The following is a 22824-nucleotide window of genomic DNA, read 5'->3' as shown; positions in this document are numbered from 1 at the left end:
TCAAACTGTCCAGGTGCGTGACGTCAGGCGCGGCACTCCCAGCCGGCGGCGACCCAATCGGCGGTCGGCATGCAGTTGCGGCCGTCGAGCAGCACGGGGTTCCGCACGACCGCGCCGACCACCGCCGGGTCCAGCTCGCGGAACTGCGTCCACTCGGTGAGCACCAGCACCACGTCCGCGCCCTCGCAGGCCTCGAGCGCCGTGGTGGCGTAGTCCAGGGTCGGGAAGACGCGGCGCGAGTTGTCCATCGCCTCGGGGTCGTACACCGAGACCGCCGCGCCCTGCAGCTGGATCTGGCCGGCGATGTTGAGCGCCGGGGAGTCGCGCACGTCGTCGGAATCCGGCTTGAAGGCCGCGCCGAGCACGGCCACCTTGGCGCCGAGCAGCGAACCGCCGCAGGCCTCCCGCGCCAGGTCCACCATGCGGGTGCGGCGGCTCATGTTGATCGCGTCGACCTCGCGGAGGAGGCCGTGCATGTGGCCGGCGCCCAGCTCGCCCGAGCGGGCCATGAAGGCGCGGATGTCCTTGGGCAGGCAGCCGCCGCCGAAGCCGATACCGGCGCCGAGGAACTTCCGGCCGATGCGGGAATCCACGCCGATCGCATCGGCGAGCGCGACCACGTCGGCGCCCGCGGCCTCGCAGACCTCCGCGACCGCGTTGATGAAGGAGATCTTCGTGGCCAGGAAGGCGTTCGCCGAGATCTTCACGAGCTCCGCGGTCGCGGTGTCGGTGACGAAGAACGGGGTGTCCCGGGCCAGGATGCCCGCGTAGACCTCCCGGGCGACCTCCTCGGCACGGCCGCCGGGCTCGACGCCGAGCACGAGGCGGTCGGGCTCGAGGGTGTCCTTGACGGCGTGCCCCTCGCGCAGGAACTCGGGGTTCCAGGCGAACTCGACGCGCACGCCGGCCGGGACGAGCTCGGCCGCGCGGGCCCGGAGCAGGTCGGTGGTGCCGACGGGGACCGTCGACTTGCCCAGGATCACCGCGTCGCGACGCAGGTGCGGCACGAGCGAATCGACCACGGAGTTCACGTAGGTCATATCGGCCGCGAACTCGCCCTTACGCTGCGGCGTGCCGACCGCGATGAAGTGCACGTCGCCGAACGCGCCGGCCTCCTCGTAGGAGTCCGTGAAGCGCAGCCGGCCGGCCTCGATGTTCCGCTTGAGCACCGCAGGGAGCCCCGGCTCGTGGAAGGGCACCTTGCCCTCCGACAGCGCGGCGATCTTGCTGAGGTTGACGTCGACGCCGAGCACCTCGTGGCCCAGCTCCGCCATGCACGCCGCGTGCGTGGCTCCCAGGTACCCCGTACCCAGCACTGTGATCTTCATGCGCCGAAAGTAGGTCGGCGCCAGGGCGACACGAAAGGGCCGCGCGCCGGAGTTGGGCAAGGGTTACGCGGAGATTCACGAGCGCGCCCGCCGCGATCCCCCGCGTTCTCCTCGGGGTGGCCTCGGGTTCGCCTCGGCGTTACTGGGGCGGAGCGGCGGGATCGTCCGCCTCGGCCCCCGCGGGACGGGGCGCGGGAGCGGTCGGAGCTGACGGGGCCGACGGAGCCGACGGGGCACCGTCGTACGACGAGGACCCGCGGCGGGGTTCCCGGCCCTCGCGACCCTTGAGGATGCGCTTGGGCAGGCGGTTGACCAGGTCGCTCATCGGGTTGACGGCGGCGGTCATCAGCGCGACGGCCTCGTTGAGCTCGGCCACGACGTCGGGGAGCTGGGAGACGGCATCGAGCGTGCCGCCGGGGGCGATGGCGCGCTCGATCGCGCCCTCCTGGCCGAGCAGCTGATCGACGATGCCGCCGTCGGCGATCGCGCGGTCGATGATGCCGCCCCGCTCGGTGAGCTTGTCGATGAGGCCGTCCTGGCCGGTGAGCTTGTCGAGGACCCCGTCCTTCGCGGCCAGCTTGTCGAGCACCCCGCCCTTCTCGGTGAGCTTGTCCAGCACGCCGTCCTTGGACATGAGCTTCTCGAGCACGCCGTCGGGCGCGGTGAGCTTGTCGATCACACCGCCCTCCGAGGTGAGACGCTCGAGCACGCCCTCGGACTCCGTGATCTGGTCGACGACGCCGCCGGGGCGGGTGAGCCGGTCCAGAGGGCCGCCCTCGGTGGTCAGCCGGGTGACGGGGCTGTCCTCCTTGGTGGCCTGATCCAGGAGGCCGCCGGGGGCGGTGAGCTTCTCGAGCATGCCGCCGGGCTCGGTGAGCCGGTCGACGACGCCGCCGGGCTTGAGCACGCGATCGAGCGGCCCGCCGCGGGAGAGGATGATCCCGACGGGGCGGTCGGGTTCGAGCAGGGAGCCGAGGCGCTGCAGCAGCTGCATCGGGGTGGCGGAGGACATGCCCGCCTCGACGTGCAGGGCGTTGCTCACCTCCGTGTCGACGTTCTGCACGGCGAATCGGGTGACGGCGACGCCGCCCTCGATCGCCGACATCGCGGCGTCCGCGGTCGAGAACGCGACGCGCAGCGGTGTGGTGACGATGCCCTTGAGGTCCATAGCCGCCCATCGTAGGGGGCGCGGTGAGAGGATCTGCAGAGAATTCACTCATTGAACGAGGGCGGAGGCGACCCCCGGTGACTTCCCGCGCGTCCGACGATCTCCTCCCCCACCTGCGGCGCGCGCGGGATCACGCGGACCGCAACTACTCCGAGCCCCTGGACCTCGCGGCGCTCGCAGCGATCTCGGGGATCAGCAAGTACCACTTCCAGCGACTGTTCGTCGCGACCTACGGTGTGTCGCCCGCCGAACACCTGTCGCGCCGGCGGATCGAGCGCGCCCAGGACCTGCTCCGCGCCACGAACCTGACGGTCACCGAGATCTGCACCGCGGTCGGCTTCGCGAGCCTCGGATCGTTCAGCAGCCGGTTCCGCGACCTGGTCGGCGAATCGCCCACGGAGTTCCGTGCGCGGTGGTCCGACGGCGCCCCACGGATCCCGAGCTGCTACGTCTTCATGGCCGGACTGGCGGAGCGGCACGTCCCCGGCGCGGAGTCCGCAAGCGAGGAGAAGCCGCGGACGCCGGGAGGCTCCTAGGCTCGTCGCATGATCATCAAGAACATCTCGCTCGTATCCGTCTGGGTCCAGGACCTCGACGAATCCCTCCGCTTCTACACGGAGATCCTCGGTTTCGAGCCGAAGGACGACATCACCATGGGGCCCGACTTCCGCTGGGTCACGGTGTGCCACCCCGCGCAGCCGGAGCTGCAGGTGCACCTGACCACCCCGTCGAAGCCGCTCTCGGACGACCTCATCGCCGCGATGCAGCGAGCCCAGGCGGACGGCGGCCTGCCCGGCCTGGGCCTCGCGGTCGAGGACTGTCGCGCGACGTACGAGGCGCTCTCCGCCAAGGGCGTCGAGTTCATCCAGCCGCCCGAGGAGCGCCCGTACGGCGTCGAGGCGCTGATGCGCGACAACTCGGGCAACTGGATGGTGCTCGTGGAGGCCCGCGAATACACCCCGGAGGACTTCGAGGGCGTCTCCTTCGACTGAGCACAGAAGCGTCGGATAAAGTTGACACGTCGGAATCCTCCGACATATCCTCGACGGCGTGACCACTGAGCCGGAGAGCACCGATCGTGTCTTCCTCGCGCTCGCCAATCCCGTTCGCCGCGAACTGCTCCGGATCCTCGCCGACGGGCCGCTCGCGGCGGGCGAACTGAGCGAGCGGTTCACACTGAGCCGGCCCGCCGTGGCGGAGCACCTCAAGGTGCTCCGCGACGCGGGACTGGTCGCGGACGCCCCCGACGGCCGCCGCCGGATCTACCGGCTCACGGCCGAGCCGCTGGCGGAGCTCGGCGAGTGGTTGCACCCGTTCGAGAAGTTCTGGCGCGCACGCCTGTCCGCGCTCGCCGCAGTCGCAGAGGAGTTGTGAATGGCCGTCATCACGCTGGATCAGTTCATCGCCGCCACGCCGGCCGCCGTGTGGCGCGCCCTCACCGAGCCGGAGCTGCTGCGCCGGTGGTGGGCCGAGGGCGACGTCGCCGCCGAGGTCGGCCACGAGTTCACGCTGGACATGCCGGGCTTCGGCGCGCAGCCGTGCCGGGTCCTCGAATCGATCGCGCCCGAACGCTTCGTCTACACCTTCACCCCCGAATGGACCCTGGCCTGGGAGCTGCGCGCCGAAGGACGCGGTACGCGTGTCTTCTTGGAGCACAGCGGTTTCGACCTGGAGGACAAGCGCATGGCCGCGGCTTTCGAGCGCATGGGCCCCGGCTGGCGCGACGCGGTGCTGCCGCGCCTGGCGGAGACCGCCGCCGCGCTCTGACCTCGGCGCGTCTGCCATGATCGGCTCGTGACCGACCGCACCGTCCTCGCCGACCCCGTCAACGCCGCCCTCTCGGGCCCGCACGCGCGGTTCCGGCTGTCCGCGGGCCGGATCCAGCGGTACCACCCCGACGTCTCGGTCTTCTACGGGCACCCGCGCGAGCTCACCGACGAGGACTACGCCGACGTCGCCCGCCTGACCGGCGCGGATCGGATCGCCCTGCTGCGCGACCGCGCGACGCCGCTCCCCGAGGGATGGGGCGTGGTCGAGACGATCGGCCTGGTGCAGTACGACGGCAGCGCGGTGGAGACCGCACCGGAACCGGAATCCGTGCGACTGACCGCCGCCGACGTACCGGAGATGACGGCGCTGGTCGAGCGGACCAAACCCGGACCTTTCCTGCCCCGCACCATCGAACTGGGCACGTACCTCGGAATCCGGGACGCCGACGGTGCCCTCATCGCGATGGCCGGGGAGCGCATGCACCCGCAGGGGTGGACCGAGATCAGCGCGGTGTGCACCGCGCCCGAGGCGCGCGGACGGGGGCTGGCGTCCCGCCTGATCCGCGCCGTCGCCCACGGCATCCGCGAGCGCGGCGACGTCCCGTTCCTGCACACCTCGGACGACAACCCGGCGCAGAAGCTCTACGACGCCATGGGCTTCCACCACACCGGCACGGTGCCGCTCGAGGTGGTCCGGGTCCCATCGGACTAGGCCGCGGGAGCGCCCGCGGGGCGGTCCGCGCCGATCCGGACGGCCGCCGAACACGCGGCGATCAGCAGCAACACGAGCAGCGCCCCGATGCCGAAGGTCTCCCAGTCGAACGGGCCGGCGGCGGCACCGTCGGCCTGCTTGCGCGCGGAACCGGACAGGAAGGGCACGATCAGCAGGACGCCGATGCCCGCGACGGCCTCGCCCGCGACGACCTTCGGGAAGTGGTGCAGGGCCAGCCGCACGACGGTGGCCTCGTCGCCCGCCAGGCGCGCCCGCCGGATCGCGGGGATGAGGACGCGCACGTTGTAGGCGCCCGCGGCGACCATGGCCACCACCAGGACCAGCTTGACCAGCAGGTACCGCCCGTACGGCGTGGTGACGAACTGCGCGAACGACCCGACGTGCACCCACGTCAGCCACAGCCCGCTGACGCCGACCGCGATGACCGCGCCCATCGCCCAGGCGCTGAACCGCACCCACATGCGCTCGAAGGCGCCCGCGCCGGCGCCCCCGGAGCGCCGCGCCCGCAGGCCCGCGGCCGCGAGCACGAACAGGCCGCCGAGCCAGACGACGCACGCGAGGATGTGTGCCAGCTTGAGCACCCGGTTCGCGGCCGCGTCCATGCCCACCACCGCGGTGGTGAGACTGGGCGCCGAGGCCGCGAGCGCGACCACCGCGAAGCCCACGCCCGCGACGACCGCCATGGCCCGGCCGCGCAGCCGCCACACGGCGAACAGGAGCACGACCGCGACCGCGAACAGGCCGAGCTGCACCGTCGCCATCGCGGCGGCGGAGATCCACGCCCCCTTCTCCTTCGGCAGGTCGAGGTACGCGCCGAACCGGCCCGGCGAGAGCGACTCGACGAAGGAGACGCCCAGCTTGCTCCGCGCGATGCGTCCCGCGTACTGCGCGTACGCGGCGATCGCCGTGAACGCCGCGAGATAGGGCACGAGGCCGCGCAGGGCGCGCTCGGCGGCGCCGCCCCGCGCCGCGGCCGGGAGCAGGAAGGCCAGGGCGAGGAACAGCCCTCCGGTGAGCGACAGCGCGCCGAAGTACCCCACCTGGGTCACGATGCGCCACAGCGGAGGGGCGGCCGGCGCGGCCGCCGCGACATGCAAGGTTAGGCTCGTCATAGTCGAGTGAGACTAGCCTTACTTACGCGGTGTGACCAATCGGACAAAACCCCTCTTTACCAGGGGTTTTATTAGTCTCGACAAGGTGTCCGGTTCGTCTGCGCGAGCGTGCGCGTCCGAGAATTGATAGGATGATTCGGCCGCGCGACGCCGCGGCACCAGCTCCGTGTATCTACCTGGCACGGCCTCCGGGCACCCAAGGCGGCACGTCGAAACGATGGCGGCCGCGCGCCGCGGAAAGGCCCGACGACGGTGACCGCCACCATGCCCCACGAGACGCCCTCCAGGGAATCCGCCTCCCCCGCACCGACTCTGCTGTCGGTCGCGGGGCGCAGCTACTTCCCCGTCGCGTTCGTCGCGCGGCTCCCGTTCGCGATGATGGTCGTCGGCGTGCTCACCCTGGTGGTCGCCGGTCGGGACTCGCTCGCCTTCGGCGGCCTGAGCTCCGCGATGGTCGGTATCGGCTCCGCCCTCGTCGGCCCGCTCGTCGGTGCGGCGGCCGACCGGTTCGGCCAGCGCCGCACCGTGCTCGCCGCCGGGATCGCGAACAGCCTTGCGCTGCTGCTGATGACGTGGGTCGTCTTCAGCCCCCTCCCCGGCTGGGCGGTCCTCGCCTCGGCGGCGCTGGTGGGCGCGAGCGCCCCGCAGGTCGGCCCGATGTCACGCAGCCGGCTGGTCGCGATGATCACCACGAAGCTCCCCGAGGGCCGTCGGGTGCGCACGCTGCTGTCGGTGATGGCGTACGAGTCGGCCGCGGACGAGGTGATCTTCGTCTTCGGTCCCGTCATCGTCGGGCTGCTCGCGACCACGATGTCGCCCGCCGCCCCGATGATCGGCGCGGCGGTGCTGACGGTGCTCTTCGTCTCGGCCTTCGCCCTGCATCCCAGTGGCCGCGCTCCGGAACAGCACGCCGGTGGCGCCGTCGTGCAGGCGCCGGCGCGGGAGCTGGCGAATCCCCTGTTGTTCACGGTGATCGCGGGCGTCTTCGGGATGGGCCTGTTCTTCGGCTCCACGCTCACCGGCCTCACGGCCTTCATGCGCGATGCGGGCAACGCCGAATCCGCCGGGCTGTACTACGGCGTCATGGGCGTCGGCTCCGCCGCGCTCGCCCTCGGCTCCGCGCTGCTTCCCGCCCGGTTCAGCATCGCCGCCCGATGGGTGAGCTTCGCGACGGTGCTGGTGTTCGGTGCCGCGCTCATCGCCGCCGCCCCGTCGCTGCCGCTGCTGGTGGCCGGCCTCGCGATCGCGGGCATCGGCGTGGGCCCGACCCTGGTGACCGAGTTCAGTCTCGGCGCCGAGCGCAGCCCGCTCGGCCGCTCGGCCACCGTCATGACGATCCTCGGCAGCAGCCTGATCCTGGGCCAGTCGCTGGCCTCGGCGGTCAACGGCGCCCTCGCGGAACGGTTCGGCACCGCGGTCGCGCAGTGCGCACCGCTGGCGGCGGCGCTCGTCGTGCTCGGCGCCGGCATCGCCAACATGATGCTCTCGCGGCAGCGGAGCGCAGGCGCCGCGCCCGCCGCCACGCGCTAGATCCATCCCGCCCCGCCCCGCGCATCCGGCGCCTGAGCGGGGCCGTTGTGGGATCATGAACACGTGGACACCAAGCACTTCTTCGAGATCGTCGGTGTCGGTTTCGAGATCATCGGCGTCGGTGCGCTGTCCGTCGGCTTCGTCGTCGCCGTCGTCCTCGCCGTCCGTGCGTGGCGGCGATCCGGGGACTGGACCGCCGGCATCAAGACCCTGCGCGAGACGTTCAGCGGCGTCATCCTCCTCGGCCTGGAGATCCTCGTCGCGGCGGACCTGGTGCAGACCGTCACCTCCGACCCCACGCTGACCGACGCGGCCGTCCTCGGCCTCATCGTGCTCATCCGGACCGTCCTGAGCTTCTCCCTCCAGGTGGAGATCGACGGCGTGGCGCCGTGGCGGCGGGCGATGGTCACCGGACCCGAGGTCCTGGCGCGGGCCGCTCGGAAGGCCACGACCGACCCCGCCCCGGGCGATTCCGGCACCGCGGCGACGGGGTCCGGCCCCGGGTAGGTCGCGCTACGCTGCCGGGCATGACCACGACCAGTGCCGGGCTGCTGCTCTACCGCCGCACCCCCGGAGGGTTCGAGGTGCTGCTCGGGCACATGGGCGGTCCGTTCTGGAGCCGCAAGGCCGCGCACGCGTGGTCGATCCCCAAGGGGCTCTACACCGACGAGCAGCCACTGGCCGCCGCGGAGCGCGAGTTCGCGGAGGAACTCGGCTCCCCCGCCCCGTCCGGCCCGACGGTGCCGCTGGGCTCCGTCCGGCAGTCCGGAGGGAAGACGGTGACGGCGTTCGCCCGGGAGGGCGATTTCGACGCCACGTCGATCCGCTCCAACACCTTCGACCTGGAGTGGCCGCGCGGATCGGGCCGGATGCAGAGCTTCCCGGAGATCGACCGGGCCGGCTGGTTCACCCCCGCGGAGGCCGCGGAGAAGCTGGTGAAGGCGCAGTCGGCGTTCCTCGACCGGCTGCGGGAACACCTGGCCGGCCGCTGACCGCGCCGGCTGCGATGACGCTCCAGCGCCGTCATCGGGACGCGCCGCCGAGCACTGTCGGTCGCGACCGCTATAAAGATTCGGACACGCTCGAACGGGGAGGTTCGCATCAATGTCCACCTGCGCAACTGACGACACGGCCCACTCGACGGTGGTGCGGTGGACGGACGCCTTTCCCTGGCTCACGACCTCCGTCCCAGGAGGAGGCGATTGGGCGGGGCCCATCGATGACGCCGGCACCGCGGCGAGGCAGGCACGCCTCGCCGAACTCGTCGCGCTCGCGATGGAGCACGTCCCCGGGACGCCCGTCGTCGAGTTGTTCCCGCTCCTCCCGCTCGATGTTCCCGTCACCGCCTTGGAGCTCCCGACTCGGGCGGCTCGCGCTCTGGCCCGGTTCGACTACACGACGACGAGCCAGCTGCGCCCCCTGACGTGCGGCACGATGATGGGGTGGAGGGCGATCGGCGTCGGCACCGTGAGCGCGATCCTCGAGGCGCTCGCCAACGTCAACGCGCAGGGCACCCACCCCGAACTCACGGAATCGCCGTCCACGACCGCGGATTCGGATCCGGCGTCGCTGATGGAACGGGAGACCGCCGCCGCCCTCTCCACGGACGTGTGCGCACCGGAAGGTTCGCGCGGGCGCGAGATCGGCGACCGACTGCTCGTCATCGGACGGTGGCTCGACGCCGTCGGGCGGCCGGACGACCTCCTCCTCGGCGACGGGGCGCTTCCGGGCGAGCCGGCCGAGGTCCGCGAAGCGCGCGAGTACCTCCGCGGCCTCACGGCCGCGGACCTACGGGATACGGATGTACCGGCGAGCACGCTCGCGAGCCTGCTCGACGAACTGCTCGCCGGATTCGACCCGCGCACCATCGATATTCTGCGGCTCCGCCTGTTCGCCGACGAGCCTGCCACCCTGGAGGAGCTCGGGCAGGCCCACGGGGTGACCAGGGAGCGCGTCCGGCAGCTCGACAACAAGGCGCGCGCCACGCTGTCGGACGCCGTCTCGGAAGGCGGCCCCCTCTCGCACGCGACCGCAGGGATCCGGAGGATCATCGGTGCTCTCCGCCCGCTGGAGGAGGTCATCGCGGTGATGCCGGCCCTCGCCGGCACCGTCTCGGCCGTCGGACAACCGGCGTGGCGGTTGCTGGATCGCCTCGATGAGAGCTACGAGATCGTCGACGGCTGGTGTGCGGCGCCGAGCATCGCCGAGGCGGAGAACCGGACGCGGCAGCTCCTCGACGCCGCCGCGGACCAGCACGGCGTGGTCCGGATCGACGATGTCTCGTTCGGCCCTGATCCGGCGCCCGAGCGGACGACGCGATCATGGCTGGAGCGCTGCGGGTACGTCGTCGACGGCGATCACGTGGTCACCCGGATCTCGTCCGTCGGCGACTACGCGGCCGCGGTGTTGTCGATCGAGGGAGCACCTCTGGGTGCGCAGCAGATCGTGGACCGCTTCGTCCACGAACGGAGCGCGCGCAGTCTCGCGAACGCTCTCAGCACGGACGATCGGTTCGCCCGAGTCGACCGCGACCGGTGGGCGCTCGCGGAATGGGGTCTCGAGGGGTACGCGGGGATCAAGGCCGCCATCGGCAAAGAACTCGCCGAGGCCGGCGGCGCCATTCCCCTCGACGATCTCGTCCAGGCGATCACCGGCCGCTTCTCCGTCTCCGCGGCCAGCGTGCTGGCGTACGCATCGAATCCACCGTACGAACTGCGGGGCGGAATCGTCCGTGGTTCGACCGGCGGACGACAACCCCGCAAGGCTCCGGAACACACCGCTCGGCTGTATCGGCACGGCGACGCCTGGGCGCTGCGCGTCCGGGTGACCACCGAGCACCTGCGGGGCAGCGGGTTCATCGCACCGATCGCGATCGCCGGAATCCTGGGAATGACCCACGGCGACAAGGTGACTCTCGCCTCGGACTACGACGAGCAGACCGTCCACTGGACGGGAAATCAGCCGATCTTCGGCACGATCCGGCGATACCTGCTCGCGTACGACGTCTCCGCCGGGACCGAAGTCCTCCTCATCTTCGGCGATGAGCAGCTCTTCACCGTCGAGGTGGTCGATGCGGCGTCGGGCGATCCGGTTCGCGACGCACTGGTCCTGATCGGCGCGAGCCGGCGCCTACGCGGGGATGCCGCGCGTCGGTCGTTCGCGCGCGCCGTGTGCCTGCCGGAGGACTCGCCCCTCGCGACCGTCATCGGCGCCTACCGCAGCCGCGGCGACGACGACATCGCCGAGCTGCTCCTCGCCGGCCGCAGTGTCATCGCGAGCGACGACGACCCGGAGACCGGTGCCGCCCCGCTCGCATGACGTCGCGCTTCGGGCGGAAGGCGGAGCCGCGGACCGAGCGCTCGCGGAGATCGACCGCGCAGGCCTGTTCAGCCCCGCGGACGCTGCGGAGAAGCCGGTGCAGGCGCAGCCGGCGTTCCCGGAGCGGCGGCGGGAGCACCTGGGCGGAGGCTGAGGACGCCGGCACCCAGCGCGCAGGCGAGCGAGGCCGCGGCGGCGGCGAGAGCGATGTGGTTCCACCCCGCGACGGCCCCGGTGCCCGCGGCGAGAACCCCGGCGATCGTGATGCCCAGCGCCGAGCCGACGTAGCGGGCGGTGTTGTTGACGCCGCTGCCCATCGCTGCGTCCGCCGCGGGCACGCTCGCGATCGCCTCGCGTGCCAGGCCGGTGTTCAGCAGCCCGGAGGCGACGCCCGCCACCACGAGGCCAGGGACGAGGTGGAACGGGGAGGCACCGTCGGACAGGCCGGTGGTGAGGAGCAGGCCCAGCGCGACGCCCGTCAGCCCGCCGACGAGATGCGTGCGGCCGGACAGCACCCCGGCGAGGCGCGAGAAGCCCAGCGCCGCCACGGCGCTCGTCCCGGCCCACAGCGCGAGCAGGCCGCCCGCCTGCAGCGTGCTCAGGCCCAGGCCGCGCACCACGAACGTGGCGGCGACGGACATCGCGGAGATCACGCCGATGCCGGTACCGAACGCGGCGAGTGTCGCCGCGAGGAATCGAGGGCGCCGGAACAGCCCGGGATCGACGAGGCGCGCACGGCCGTAGCGCTGGCTCGCGACGAGGGCCACGGCGAGCATCACGGCGAGTACCCCGAGGACGGCCGCGGGTACTCCCGCTCCGGCGCGGGCCTCGACGAGTGCCGCGACCGCGCCCGTGAGCGCGCCCGTGAGTAGGACGAAACCGAGGACGTCGGGCGGGCGGTCCGGGTTGTGCGGCGGCCGCGCGGGGATCCGGCGCGCCGCGATCCACAGTGCCGCGCCGCCGGCCGCGAGCAACAGGTAGAACAGGCGCCACGCGCCCGCGAGGTCGAGGAGACCGGTGAGGACCGGCCCCAGCGCGATCCCCGCGCCCATCGACGAGCTCCACCACACCGCGGTGCGCGAGCGGTGGCCGTCGTGTTCGCTCACCGCGGCGACCAGGCCCAGGCCAGTGGCGATCATGCCCGCGGCGCCGACGCCGGCGAGGATCCGGGCGGCCACGAACAGCGGCGCCGAGGCGACCGCCGCGCACGCGAGGCTCGCCGCGACGAACACCGCGGCGCCGGCGAGGAAGACCCGCCGGTGGCCGATGCGATCGGCGACGACGCCCGCGGTGACCAGCGCGGCTGCGAGCCCGACGCTCATCGACGCCAGGATCCACGTGGCCGCCGCCGGGCCGGCGCGCAGCGCGCCGTTGAGGGTGACCGCGTTGCCGAGCGGTCCGGCGTAGGCGAGCATCGCCAGCAGTGTGCTCGCCGCGACGGTCGCGAGGACCCGCTCGTACCCGGTTTCCAGTCTGGTCATGAGACTCATCATGGCGCAGCACGGGTCTGTTCACAAGACTTGATCCGGTTATGCTGGTGTGCATGGCTCTGGGGACGGGATACGAGGCGCAGCCCTGCTACCTGGCGCGCGCCCTCGAGGTGGTCGGCGAACGGTGGACGCTGCTCATCCTGCGCGACCTCTTCTACGGCGTCCGGCACTTCAGCGACCTGCTCGAGCACCTCGACGTCTCCCGCGGCGTGCTCACCGAGCGGCTCGACACCCTGGTCGCCGCCGGGGTGGCGACCAGGCGCAAGGTCGGGCGGACCGTCGAATACGAGCTCACGCCCGCCGGGGAGGACCTGTGGCCCACCGTCTTCAGCCTCGTCCGCTGGGGCGAGCGACACCTGGACGGCGACTTCCCGGCGCGGATCTTCGCGCACGCCACCTGCGGGACCGACCTGGCGGAGTCCGGCCTGTGCCCGCGGTGCGGCATCGTCCCGACGGTGCGGGACATCGACACCCGCCCGGGCGAGGGGCCGAACCCGCGGCGTCGCGACGATCCGGTCGCCGTCGCGCTGCGTTCCCGGCACCGGATGCTGACGCCGGTCCCCTGACGGGCCGCGGCGTCAGTTGCGGTAGTTCTCCACGGTGTTCGCGGGCCGAGTCGCGGCGGCGTCCGGATCCTCGCCGAACTCGCGCCGCGCGCGGCGCTGGCGGAGCAGGTCCCACGCCTGGTCGAGCTGCGTCTCGAGCGCCTGGAGCCGGGCGTGCTCGTCGCTCGCGCTGATCTCTCCCGCGCCGAGCTTGTCCCGCAGCGCGTGCTCCTCCGCGATGAGGGCGTCGATCCGGGTGTGCAGTGCGTCATCCGTCATGACCCGATCCTGCCACCGATCGGCGGAGCGCGGGGGTCCACAATCGACGGATGCCTTCCCGCGCTCTGCACCGCCTGCTGAACCCGCCGCCCGGGCACGCGCTGGGGCGGTTCGCCTTCGTGATGGCCACGGGGATCGTCGCGACGCTGGTGCACTCCGTGGGAGCGACGGTGCCCGGGGACGTGCTGTTCGTGCTCGCCGCGCTCGCCTACGTCGTGCTCGCCGCGGTCGGGATCGCCCGGGTGCGGGGCGCCGCCGCGATCAGGGCCGAGATCGCCGCCGCCGGGTTCACGGCGTTGACGGTGCCGGCCGGGACCTCGGTGCTCGCCGGCTACCTGGCGCTGCGCGGGGCGGCCCCGCTCGCAGTCGCGGTCGGCGCCGCCGCGATGGCGGCGTGGCTCGTCCTGGGGTACCTCGTACCGGCACAGCGGGTGTTGGACAACACCGCGGCGCAGGACGGCGACCGGCTCCAGGGTGCCGACGGGACGTGGTTCCTGTGGGGCGTGTCCACCCAGTCCGTCGCCGTGGTGGCGGGGCTGCTCGCGCCGCAGTTGCCCGGATACGGTCTCGGCGCGGTCGCCGCCCTGTGGTGGGGCCTCGGGATGGCGCAGCTCGTCCTGGTCGCGGCCGTCGTGGCGGCGCGGATGATGCTCTCGCCGCTGCGGCCGGGCGAGGAGGTCGCCCCGTACTGGGTGTTCTTCGGCTCGGCCGCGATCTCGATCCTCGCGGGATCGGAGCTGGCCGCGCTGCCGTCGGGCGAGCGGATCCTCGCCCCGGAGTTCGTCCTCGCCGTCTGCGTCTGCCTGTGGGCCTTCGCCACCTGGCTGGTGCCGCTGCTCGCCGCGCTCACGGTGTGGCAGTGGCGCCGGTCCCCCGAGGCCGGCTTCCTGCGGCTCGCACTGTGGTCGATCGTCTTCCCGATCGGGATGTACGGGCAGGCCACGCTGCGCCTCGGCGGGGCCGCGGGCCTGGACTGGATGGCGGCGATCGCGCACGCCGACGCCTGGATCGCGCCGGCTGCATGGCTGGCGGTGGCGCTGGGAACGGTCGCACTGGTCCTCCGCGATCCGGCGCGCTGACCGCGCCGGGGTCGCCTACCCGGGCGGCGCGAGCGCGTAGTGCTCCGCCAGTAGTTCGACGGTGCGCCGGTGCCCCGCGCGGGACGGCCCCATCGGGACCAGCATGATCTCGTCGACGCCGGTGCGCGAGTGCAGCGCGTCCAGGCGGCCCGCGACATCGGCGGCGGTGCCGTGATGGAACCGGTCGAGGTACCCGTCGAGTGTGCGGCGCTCCTCGGCGGACGCGTCGTGGGCGGCGGCATCGTCGGGCGGGGGCAACGTGTACGGCGCGCGCTGGATCATCCGGAGCATCGCCGCCGCCGCGCTCTGCGCCTGGCGTCGCGCCTCGGCCGGGTCGTCGTCGGCCACCACGCCCACGCTCGCGAGGGTGTAGGGCTCCGCGAGCGCCGCCGACGGCCGGAAGTTCTCGCGGTAGACGCCGAAGGCCTCCGCCGGGTCGGCGCCGCCGAACTGGAGCGCGAAGGCGTAGGGCCGTCCCAGCCGGCCGGCGAGCTGCGCCGAGAACGTCGACGTGCCGAGGATCCACACCGCGGGCGTGGTGTCCCCCAACGGAACCCGGTTCTGTACGGCCTGCCAGGGCCCCGGCACGGCGTGTACGGCGTGGTACGGGTGCCCGGGCGGGAAGCGGTCCGCCAGGAAGGCGAGGAGCTGCACCGTCAGCTGCGGGAACTCGTCGTTGCCGGCGGGGTGTCGGCGGAGCGCGGCGGCGGTCGCCGGGTCCGTTCCCGGCGCGCGCCCGAGCCCCAGGTCGATCCGGCCCGGCGCGAGGGCGTCGAGCATCGCGAACTGCTCGGCGATCACCAGCGGAGCGTGGTTCGGCAGCATGATCCCGCCGGCCCCGAGCCGGATCCGCTCCGTCTCGCCGGTGAGGCGCGCCAGCATCAGCTGCGGCGACGGCGTGGCGGCCGCCGGCATCGCGTGGTGCTCGGACATCCAGAACCGGTGGTACCCGAGCCGTTCCGCCAGGCGCGCGAGATCGATCACCGCGCGGTAGGTCTCCGCGACGGCGCACCCCATCCCGGTGTGCGCGTTGTCCAACACGGACAAGGCGAACGGTGCAGCGCCCGAACGGGACCCGACGACGGTGAAGGTCACGCCCTGACCGTAGGACAGCGGCGCACCGTCGACCACCGGAATCGCGAAGTCCCGGGGACCGCCACGGCCTCAGCGCCGTCGCGGTCCCCGGTCGTTCGTCATCAGGCGGTCACGACCTCCGCCGGAACGTCCGTGCGGATGAGGTGGTCGAAGGCGCTCAGCGCCGCGGTCGCGCCGGAACCGGCGGCGACCACGATCTGCTTGAACGGAACCGTCGTGCAGTCGCCGGCCGCGAAGACGCCCGGGAGCGAGGTGCGTCCGGCCTCGTCGACGACGATCTCGCCGCGCGGGCTGAGCTCGAGGGTGCCCTCGAGCCACTCCGTGTTCGGGAGGAGGCCGATCTGGACGAAGACGCCGTCCAGGCCGAGGGAGTGCGACTCGTCGGTGGTGCGGCTCGTGTAGTTCAGCCCGGTGACCTTGCCGCCGTCGCCGACGACCTCGGTGGTCATCGCGCTGACCAGCACGTCGACGTTGGGCAGGCTGCGCAGCTTGCGCTGCAGCACCTGGTCGGCGCGCAGCTCCGCGTCGAACTCGATGAGCGTGACGTGGGAGACGATGCCCGCGAGGTCGATCGCGGCCTCGACGCCCGAGTTGCCGCCGCCGATCACGGCGACGCGCTTGCCCTTGAACAGCGGGCCGTCGCAGTGGGGGCAGTAGGTGACGCCCTTGTTGCGGTACTCGGCCTCGCCGGGCACGTCCATCGAGCGCCAGCGGGCGCCGGTGGAGATCACGACGGTGCGCGACTGCAGTTCGGCGCCGCTCGCCAGCCCGACCGAGATGACGCCCGTCTCCTCGTCGCGGGTCAGGCTCGCACCGCGCTGGGAGTTCATGATGTCGACGTCGTACTGCCGCACCTGGTTCTCGAGCTCGGCCGCGAACTTCGGGCCCTCGGTGTACGAGACCGAGGTGAAGTTCTCGATCGCCATCGTGTCGAGGACCTGGCCGCCGAACCGCTCCGCGACGATGCCGGTGCGGATCCCCTTGCGGGCCGCGTAGACCGAGGCGGTCGCGCCCGAGGGGCCGCCGCCGACGACGAGCACGTCGAACCGATCCTTCTCCGAGAGCGACGCCGCGGTGCGCTCGGCGGCGCCGGAGTCGAGCTTGCCGACGATCTGCTCGAGGTTCATCCGGCCCGAGTCGAAGAGCTCGCCGTTGACGAACACCGTCGGCACGGCCATCACCTGGCGGCTGTCGACCTCGTCCTGGAACAGCGAACCGTCGATCGCGGTGTGGGTGATCCGCGCGTTGAGGACCGTCATCAGGTTGAGGGCCTGCACCACGTCGGGGCAGTTCTGGCAGGACAGCGAGAAGTAGGTCTCGAAGTGGTAGTCGCCCTCGAGGTCGCGCACCTGCTCGAGCAGATCGGCGGCCTCCTTGGACGGGTGGCCGCCCACCTGGAGGAGCGCGAGCACCAGCGACGAGAACTCGTGCCCCAGCGGGATTCCGGCGAACTGCACCGCGATGTCGGTGCCGGCGCGACGGATCAGGAACGACGGGGTCCGCGGGTCGTCGCCGGTCCGGTCGTGCTGGATGTGATCGGACATGCCCGCGATCTCGTCGAGCAGCTCCGCGAGTTCGGCCGACTTGGCACCGTCGTCGAGCGTCGAGACGAGCTCGACCGGCATCGTGACGTTGGTGAGCAGGCCCTTGAGTTGAGTGGCGAGCGCGGCTTCGAGCATGGTGATCCGATCCTCTTGTTCTTCAGATGCGAGTGAGGTGGCGGCCGGGCCGCGGGGCGGGAGGTGAGCCCGCCCCGCGGGCGTGCCGATGTCGAGGTCCGGTGGGTGTCCCGGCCCAGCGACTAGATCTTGCCGACGAGCTCCAGGGACGGAGCGAGGGTGTCAGCGCCCTCTTCCCACTTGGCGGGGCAGACCTCGCCCGGGTGCGAGCGCACGTACTGCGCGGCCTTGACCTTGCGGACCAGCTCGGCGGCGTTGCGGCCGATGCCCTCGGCGGTGACCTCGGTGAACTGGACGACGCCGTCGGGATCCACCAGGAAGGTGCCGCGGTCGGCCAGGCCCTGGCCCTCACGGAGCACCTCGAAGTCGGTGCTGATCTGCAGGCTCGGGTCACCGATCATCGCGTACTTGATCTTGGCGATGGTGTCCGACGAGGCGTGCCACGCCTTGTGGGTGAAGTGCGTGTCGGTCGAGACCGAGAAGACCTCGACGCCGAGGGCCTGCAGCTCCTCGTAGTGGTCGGCGAGATCGCCGAGCTCAGTGGGGCAGACGAACGTGAAATCGGCCGGGTAGAAGTAGAAGACGGCCCACTTGCCGGCGATGTCCTGGTCGGAGACGGTGACGAAGTTGCCGTCCTTGAATGCCTCAGCGGTGAAGGGCTTGATCTGCTTGTTGATCAGCGACACGTGTGCGCTCCTCGTTTCGTTCGAGTACCTGTTGGGTTCTGCACCGAGGCTATGTCCGAGCGATTTATCAGACAAGTCAATGCACCCTGTTTCATCCATCATGAACACCTATCAATGCAGGTAGAGAGCCTGCGTGGAGGCAATCACATGGAAGTGATTCTCATCACGGGCATCACCGGTCGACACCTCTACTACCCGCTCCCGCTGGCGTCTCAGCTGGTCTCACAGCGTTTCGGGTAGCGTGCGCACCGGGCGCGCCCGAAGCGACCGAACCGGCGCAGAACCGGAGATCGAGAGGTCAGCGAACCGCAGGGAAGACGGTGAGCGTCGGCTCGTTGTACGTCGTCGCGAACGGCCTCCCCGAGGCGAATCCGGTGGCGTTCGGGAGGCGGAGCGCGCGAGCCCCGTCGTGCAGGGGCAGCAGGGTGATCCCGGTGCCCGGCACCTGCAGGGCCAGCGCCAGATGGTCCGCGGAGTATCCGACGCATTGCGCGCCGGCAGCGACGACGTGACCGGGGTCGGGCTGGGCACCGATGCCGACCTGTCCGCCGTCGTCACGCCGGATCACGACCCTCGAGATGTCGTCGGCGAGTGCGACCGAGTACGGCCCGCAGGGCCGGGCGCCGTCCGACGGCGGCAGAGTGCCCGTCACGTCACCGTGGTCGGAGACGACGAATCTTTCCCGGGCAGGATGGCGAGCAACCGCCTTCCCAGCGAGTGTGATGCCTTCGCCGCCGACGGACCAGCGCCCTTTCGCCGGGTCGTACGCGACGCTGGTGACCGTGGTCCGGTCGATGGTCGCGGGTCCGGGAGGGAAGGTGAATGGCAGCGCCACCGAGAAGACAGGCGTGTCGGCCGATTCGGGTAACGGCGTGGGCGCCGGCCCGGTCGGCGAGTACACGACGACTCTGGCCGCCGGCTCCGTTTCGCGGATGACGTTGGCCAACAGACCGTCGACGAGGCGCAGGCTTCCGACATTCGGCCGCCAGCCGACACCGTCGGGCACGATCACCTCGTCGGGCATCGCGATCCAGTTCTGCCCCGCGCCGAGGCAGTTGTACCCCGCGCCGGTCGCCATCGCGCGCCGGGAGCGAGCGCCGTCCTTGATCGAGACCACTCCGTCGGGTGCGAGCAGCCAGTCCCGACACGCTCGCGGCGGGCCGTTCGACGATGTTCCCTGCCAGACGTCGCGGCCCGCGGCAGTACGCACACGGTAGAAAGTGGGCTCGACGCCGGCCTTCCCCGTCGGAGTCGCGATCAGCGCTTCGGAACCGCCGGGAATCGGGAGTTCCCCCGGCGCGAGCGTCACAGGCGACCGCCCATCGAGTGCGTACACGGTCGCAGGACGCGCGGGCGCCTCGCTGCCGAAACCGAGATCGAACTCGGTGGCGAATCCGCGCTCGTTCATCGTCACCACGCAGCTGCATTCGGCCACGACGGCGCCGGTGGCGGCGTCGCGGACGCGCCGCTTATCGGCACCCGGTTCAGTCGTCACGACGATCGCCAGTGCAGTGGAACCGAAACTCGATCGCTGGCCGACAGCGATCTCCCCGTGAGGGACGCGCCACCTCTCGTGCCCGGAGTCCGAGAGGACCCGGAAGTCCTCGCCTCCGCCGACGACCCAGCCGTCCGCCAGCGGGATCGGGCCGCGGTACTGGCCGGATGCCAGCCCCATGGCGCGTCGCACGTGCGTCGCGGTTGCGAAGTCGACGATGTCGAAGGTGTCGCCGATCTGGCAGCCCAGGATGCCCGAGCGCGTGCGCGCGCACGCGTCTTGTTCAGCGAGGAAGTCCTCGCCGACGGTGCGCCCAGACGAGTCCTTCATGGAGTACCGGTACCGCTCGCCCTCGAGTGTCGCGAACATCCACCGCGAGTCGGTCGCCGCTACCAGTCGCCCGACCGCCATGAACAGCTCGGCCGGCGGCCGGGTCCAATCACCCACCTCGCCTCGCTCGGCACCTTCCGAGCCAGGCGGCCGGGTCCAATCACCTACCTCGCCTCGCTCGGCACCTTCCGAGCCGGAGCACCCGCTCAGAAGAGCGACGGCGATCAACATACCGGCGACCGCGATCGCCGCCCACCGAATGCGGAGTCCTCGTGCGGCTGCCATACCGGGGTATCGTCGCGCGGCGCCGGCCTGCTACACAGGATCTTTGCAGAGGGCAGCGACACGGCCACCTGGCCTGAAACGAAGAAACCCTCCGACCAAAGTCGAAGGGTTTCTTTTGTGGAGCTAAGGGGACTCGAACCCCTGACCCCCACACTGCCAGTGTGGTGCGCTACCAGCTGCGCCATAGCCCCGTATTGCGTTGTTCACCTGCGGTTTCCCGCCCGGAGAACATTACAGGAGGCAGCTCTCGTGCACCAAATCGGCTGGTCAGTGCCGGTTTACTTGAGGAGCGGCGTCAGCCAGTCGCCCTGCACGGTGATCTTCTCGCCGTTGTGGACGACGGTCGGCGTGCCGGTGCTACCGATCTCCTGCATCAGCTGGCTGCCGGTGCCGGCGTTCTGCGCGGACTCGACGGTGTACTTGCCCTCGGAGATGGCGGCGACGACGTCGGCGGGCAGCTCGACGCCCTTGGCCTTGGAGCCCTCGTCGAGGACGGTGGCGATCTCGGCGTTGGTCTTGTCGCCCTTGCCCTCCTCGGGCTGGTTCGCGTACATCGCCGTGTGGGCGCCCAGCCAGGCCTTCTGCTTCTGGTCGTCGGGCAGCGAGGACTTCGCGATGGCCAGCAGACCGGCGGCGGCGCGGTCGGAGTAGTCGCCCGACGGGCTCTGGCGGTTCAGGAAGGAGAGCATGAAGAACGTCACCTGCAGCTTGCCGTCCTCGATGCTCTTGGTGATCTGCTCGCCGTACTGCCGCTCCATGTTGCCGCAGGCCGGGCAGTACGGATCCTCGAAGAAGGTCAGCTTCGTGGGGGCGTCGGCCTTGCCGAGCACGAAGGCGGGGGTGGCCTTGTCGATGGCGGCCTGCGCCTTATCGGCCGGCGTCCCCTCCTTCTTGCTCAGCAGCAGGACGCCACCGATGACCACCACGATCACCACGAGGACGGCGATGCCGCCCAGCACGTAGGTCATGGTGTTGGACTGCTTCACGGGAACGTACTTGGCGTTCTTACCCTTGCTCACGCCGACCACAATAGCGGCCGCCCACGACTGCGCAGGTCAGGCGGGGTCAGGACCCGAGAACTCCGTCGACGAGGGCCTTCGCCTCGGCCTGCACCTGCGCGAGGTGCTCCGCGCCGCGGAACGACTCGGCGTAGATCTTGTAGACGTCCTCCGTGCCCGACGGCCTGGCCGCGAACCACGCGCTCTCGGTGGTCACCTTGAGGCCGCCGATGGGCGCGCCGTTACCGGGCGCGCGGGTGAGCTTGGCGGTGATCGGCTCCCCCGCCAGCTCGCCCGCGGTGACCTGCTCGGGCGAGAGCTTCGCCAGCACCGCCTTCTGCTCGCGGCCGGCGGGCGCATCGGTGCGCGCGTACGCGGGCACGCCGTACTGCTCCCCCAGCACCGCGAAGTGCTGCGACGGGCTCTTGCCGGTCACCGCGAGGATCTCGGAGGCGAGCAGCGCCAGGATGATGCCGTCCTTGTCCGTGGTCCACACGGACCCGTCGTGGCGCAGGAAGGAGGCGCCGGCGGACTCCTCGCCGCCGAAGCCGACGCTCCCGTCGAGCAGGCCCGGGACGAACCACTTGAAGCCGACGGGCACCTCGAGGAGGGTGCGGCGCTGCTCGGCGACCACGCGGTCGATCATCGACGAGCTGACGAGCGTCTTGCCGACCGCGGCGTCGTCGCGCCACCCGCCGCGCGAGGCGAAGAGGTAGTCGATGGCGACGGCGAGGTAGTGGTTCGGGTTCATCAGGCCGCCGTCGGGGGTGACGATGCCGTGCCGGTCGGAGTCGGCGTCGTTGCCCGTCGCGATGTCGTACTGGTCCTTGTTGGCGATGAGCGAGGCCATCGCGTTCGGGGAGCTGCAGTCCATCCGGATCTTGCCGTCGGTGTCGAGCGTCATGAAGGCGAACTGCGGGTCGACCGTCGGGTTGACCACGGTGAGATCGAGGTTGTACCGGTCGCCGATCGCGCCCCAGTAGCCGACGGCCGCGCCGCCGAGCGGGTCCGCGCCGATCCGGATGCCGGCGTCGCGGATCCGGTCGAGGTGCAGTACCGAGGGCAGGTCGCCCACGTACGAGTCGAGGAAGTCGAAGCGCTGGATCGCGTCGGACGCCAGCGCCTGCGCGAGCGGGATGCGCCGCACGTCGCGCAGGCCGCCCTCGAGGATCTCGTTGGCACGGGCCGCGATCGCCGACGTCGCATCGGTGTCGGCGGGGCCGCCGCTGGGCGGGTTGTACTTGAAGCCGCCGTCGGCGGGCGGGTTGTGCGACGGGGTGACGACGATGCCGTCCGCCTCGACGCCGCCCCCGTGCCTACGGTTGAACGTGAGGATCGCGTGGCTCAGCGCCGGCGTCGGCGTGAATCGGTCGTCGTGGTCGATGAGGGTGTCCACGCCGTTCGCCGCGAGCACCTCGACGGCGGTCTCCCACGCGGGACCGGAGAGCAGGTGCGTGTCCTTCGCGAGGTAGAGCGGCCCGCGAACGCCCTCGGACGCCCGGTACTCGACGATGGCCTGCGTGGTGGCCGCGATGTGGTTCTCGTTGAAGCTGCCGTTCAGGGATGTGCCGCGGTGACCCGACGTACCGAAGGCCACCCGCTGATCCGGATCGCCGGGATCCGGCGCGACCGAATAGTACGCAGCACGAACGGCTTCGACGTCGATCAGGTCCTCGGGAAGAGCCGGCCGGCCGGCACGCGCATGAGCCATCTTCAGTCCACCTCACCAATGCAGGAAGTACGCCCGCGGATCACGCGGCCGCTGTCGTCCAACGTATCGCCGGGACGGGCTCCGCGCGGGATAAACCGGCGCAGCGGGCCGATGCCGCGCCGTCACGGTGGTGCGACGGCCGCGACGCGGCGGTGGTGCGATGACCGGTCCGCGGCGTCGCGACGGTCCACCGT

Annotated in this window: 22 protein-coding genes and 1 tRNA gene; 11 read left to right on the top strand and 12 right to left on the bottom strand. The window is 71.5% G+C overall.

The genetic code is table 11. The features are described 5' to 3' along the window. Positions 1 to 23 precede the first annotated feature (23 nt). Both ACNAYW_RS08850 and ACNAYW_RS08845 read right to left on the bottom strand, forming a co-directional pair. A complete protein-coding gene (locus tag ACNAYW_RS08850) occupies positions 24 to 1328 on the bottom strand; it encodes a UDP-glucose dehydrogenase family protein (RefSeq protein WP_415849332.1) in 1305 nt (434 codons plus the stop codon). A 139-nt stretch (positions 1329 to 1467) separates the two neighbouring features. Next, positions 1468 to 2496 (bottom strand): hypothetical protein, encoded by a 1029-nt coding sequence (locus ACNAYW_RS08845; RefSeq protein WP_415849331.1) that lies wholly within the window; start codon positions 2494 to 2496, stop codon positions 1468 to 1470. 77 nt (positions 2497 to 2573) lie between these two features. On the opposite strand from ACNAYW_RS08845, the gene ACNAYW_RS08840 reads away from it, so the two are divergent. From ACNAYW_RS08840 to ACNAYW_RS08820, 5 genes are read left to right on the top strand one after another with little or no spacing between them, the layout of a single operon-like run. Then, positions 2574 to 3032, top strand: a complete 459-nt coding sequence (locus ACNAYW_RS08840; RefSeq protein WP_415849330.1) for a helix-turn-helix domain-containing protein — start codon at positions 2574 to 2576, stop codon at positions 3030 to 3032. Between the two features lie 12 nt (positions 3033 to 3044). Next, positions 3045 to 3488 carry a VOC family protein gene (locus ACNAYW_RS08835; protein WP_415849427.1) on the top strand — a complete coding sequence of 148 codons (444 nt, stop codon included), beginning with the start codon at positions 3045 to 3047 and terminating at the stop codon, positions 3486 to 3488. A 58-nt stretch (positions 3489 to 3546) separates the two neighbouring features. Continuing rightward, entirely contained in the window at positions 3547 to 3870 is a 324-nt protein-coding gene (locus tag ACNAYW_RS08830) for an ArsR/SmtB family transcription factor (RefSeq protein ID WP_415849329.1), read from the top strand. Further along, on the top strand, positions 3871 to 4263 hold the full coding sequence (locus ACNAYW_RS08825; RefSeq protein WP_415849328.1) for an SRPBCC family protein: 393 nt from the start codon (positions 3871 to 3873) through the stop codon (positions 4261 to 4263). It begins immediately after the preceding gene. A 27-nt stretch (positions 4264 to 4290) separates the two neighbouring features. After that, positions 4291 to 4977 (top strand): GNAT family N-acetyltransferase, encoded by a 687-nt coding sequence (locus ACNAYW_RS08820; RefSeq protein WP_415849327.1) that lies wholly within the window; start codon positions 4291 to 4293, stop codon positions 4975 to 4977. On the opposite strand, the gene ACNAYW_RS08815 is transcribed toward ACNAYW_RS08820, so the two are convergent. Next, positions 4974 to 6110 (bottom strand): CopD family protein, encoded by a 1137-nt coding sequence (locus tag ACNAYW_RS08815; protein ID WP_415849326.1) that lies wholly within the window; start codon positions 6108 to 6110, stop codon positions 4974 to 4976. The genes ACNAYW_RS08820 and ACNAYW_RS08815 overlap by 4 nt on opposite strands. Positions 6111 to 6362: 252 nt before the next feature. Between ACNAYW_RS08815 and ACNAYW_RS08810 the strand changes: the two genes are divergently transcribed. The 4 genes from ACNAYW_RS08810 (at position 6363) to ACNAYW_RS08795 (ending at position 10958) form a co-directional block, all read left to right on the top strand. Beyond that, a complete protein-coding gene (locus ACNAYW_RS08810; protein ID WP_415849325.1) occupies positions 6363 to 7640 on the top strand; it encodes an MFS transporter in 1278 nt (425 codons plus the stop codon). Positions 7641 to 7703: 63 nt separating this feature from the next. Then, entirely contained in the window at positions 7704 to 8147 is a 444-nt protein-coding gene (locus ACNAYW_RS08805; RefSeq protein ID WP_415849324.1) for a DUF1622 domain-containing protein, read from the top strand. A gap of 20 nt (positions 8148 to 8167) precedes the next feature. Beyond that, positions 8168 to 8632, top strand: coding sequence for an NUDIX domain-containing protein (locus ACNAYW_RS08800; protein ID WP_415849323.1), 465 nt, complete (start codon positions 8168 to 8170; stop codon positions 8630 to 8632). Positions 8633 to 8744: 112 nt separating this feature from the next. After that, positions 8745 to 10958 carry a sigma factor-like helix-turn-helix DNA-binding protein gene (locus tag ACNAYW_RS08795; protein WP_415849322.1) on the top strand — a complete coding sequence of 738 codons (2214 nt, stop codon included), beginning with the start codon at positions 8745 to 8747 and terminating at the stop codon, positions 10956 to 10958. A gap of 68 nt (positions 10959 to 11026) precedes the next feature. Here ACNAYW_RS08795 and ACNAYW_RS08790 read toward each other — a convergent pair whose 3' ends face one another. Then, entirely contained in the window at positions 11027 to 12439 is a 1413-nt protein-coding gene (locus ACNAYW_RS08790) for an MFS transporter (RefSeq protein WP_415849321.1), read from the bottom strand. Positions 12440 to 12501: 62 nt separating this feature from the next. Between ACNAYW_RS08790 and ACNAYW_RS08785 the strand changes: the two genes are divergently transcribed. Continuing rightward, entirely contained in the window at positions 12502 to 13014 is a 513-nt protein-coding gene (locus ACNAYW_RS08785; RefSeq protein ID WP_415849320.1) for a winged helix-turn-helix transcriptional regulator, read from the top strand. A gap of 12 nt (positions 13015 to 13026) precedes the next feature. On the opposite strand, the gene ACNAYW_RS08780 is transcribed toward ACNAYW_RS08785, so the two are convergent. Continuing rightward, positions 13027 to 13272: a DUF2630 family protein gene (locus ACNAYW_RS08780; protein WP_415849319.1), complete on the bottom strand. Its 246-nt coding sequence runs from the start codon at positions 13270 to 13272 to the stop codon at positions 13027 to 13029. Between the two features lie 50 nt (positions 13273 to 13322). Between ACNAYW_RS08780 and ACNAYW_RS08775 the strand changes: the two genes are divergently transcribed. Further along, positions 13323 to 14351, top strand: coding sequence for a tellurite resistance/C4-dicarboxylate transporter family protein (locus ACNAYW_RS08775; RefSeq protein WP_415849318.1), 1029 nt, complete (start codon positions 13323 to 13325; stop codon positions 14349 to 14351). A gap of 15 nt (positions 14352 to 14366) precedes the next feature. On the opposite strand, the gene ACNAYW_RS08770 is transcribed toward ACNAYW_RS08775, so the two are convergent. From ACNAYW_RS08770 to pgm, 7 genes are all read right to left on the bottom strand, one after another. After that, on the bottom strand, positions 14367 to 15446 hold the full coding sequence (locus ACNAYW_RS08770; protein WP_415849317.1) for an LLM class flavin-dependent oxidoreductase: 1080 nt from the start codon (positions 15444 to 15446) through the stop codon (positions 14367 to 14369). 101 nt (positions 15447 to 15547) lie between these two features. Next, a complete protein-coding gene (gene ahpF, locus ACNAYW_RS08765; protein ID WP_415849316.1) occupies positions 15548 to 17125 on the bottom strand; it encodes an alkyl hydroperoxide reductase subunit F in 1578 nt (525 codons plus the stop codon). Between the two features lie 122 nt (positions 17126 to 17247). Beyond that, entirely contained in the window at positions 17248 to 17811 is a 564-nt protein-coding gene (ahpC, locus tag ACNAYW_RS08760; protein ID WP_415849315.1) for an alkyl hydroperoxide reductase subunit C, read from the bottom strand. A gap of 298 nt (positions 17812 to 18109) precedes the next feature. Next, the gene (locus tag ACNAYW_RS08755; protein ID WP_415849314.1) at positions 18110 to 19753 is read right to left on the bottom strand and encodes a hypothetical protein; all 1644 of its coding nucleotides are present in this window, start codon (positions 19751 to 19753) and stop codon (positions 18110 to 18112) included. Positions 19754 to 20039: 286 nt separating this feature from the next. Beyond that, positions 20040 to 20112, bottom strand: a tRNA-Ala gene (locus tag ACNAYW_RS08750). Positions 20113 to 20199: 87 nt separating this feature from the next. Beyond that, the gene (locus tag ACNAYW_RS08745; protein WP_415849313.1) at positions 20200 to 20940 is read right to left on the bottom strand and encodes a DsbA family protein; all 741 of its coding nucleotides are present in this window, start codon (positions 20938 to 20940) and stop codon (positions 20200 to 20202) included. A 46-nt stretch (positions 20941 to 20986) separates the two neighbouring features. Further along, positions 20987 to 22630, bottom strand: coding sequence for a phosphoglucomutase (alpha-D-glucose-1,6-bisphosphate-dependent) (pgm, locus tag ACNAYW_RS08740; RefSeq protein ID WP_415849312.1), 1644 nt, complete (start codon positions 22628 to 22630; stop codon positions 20987 to 20989). Positions 22631 to 22824: the final 194 nt, after the last annotated feature.

The sequence above is a fragment of the Tsukamurella ocularis genome, assembly GCF_965138335.1.
GTDB lineage: Bacteria > Actinomycetota > Actinomycetes > Mycobacteriales > Mycobacteriaceae > Tsukamurella > Tsukamurella ocularis_A.
Note: the sequence above shows the minus strand (reverse complement) of the source record. Positions and strands in the feature narration are given on the sequence as shown.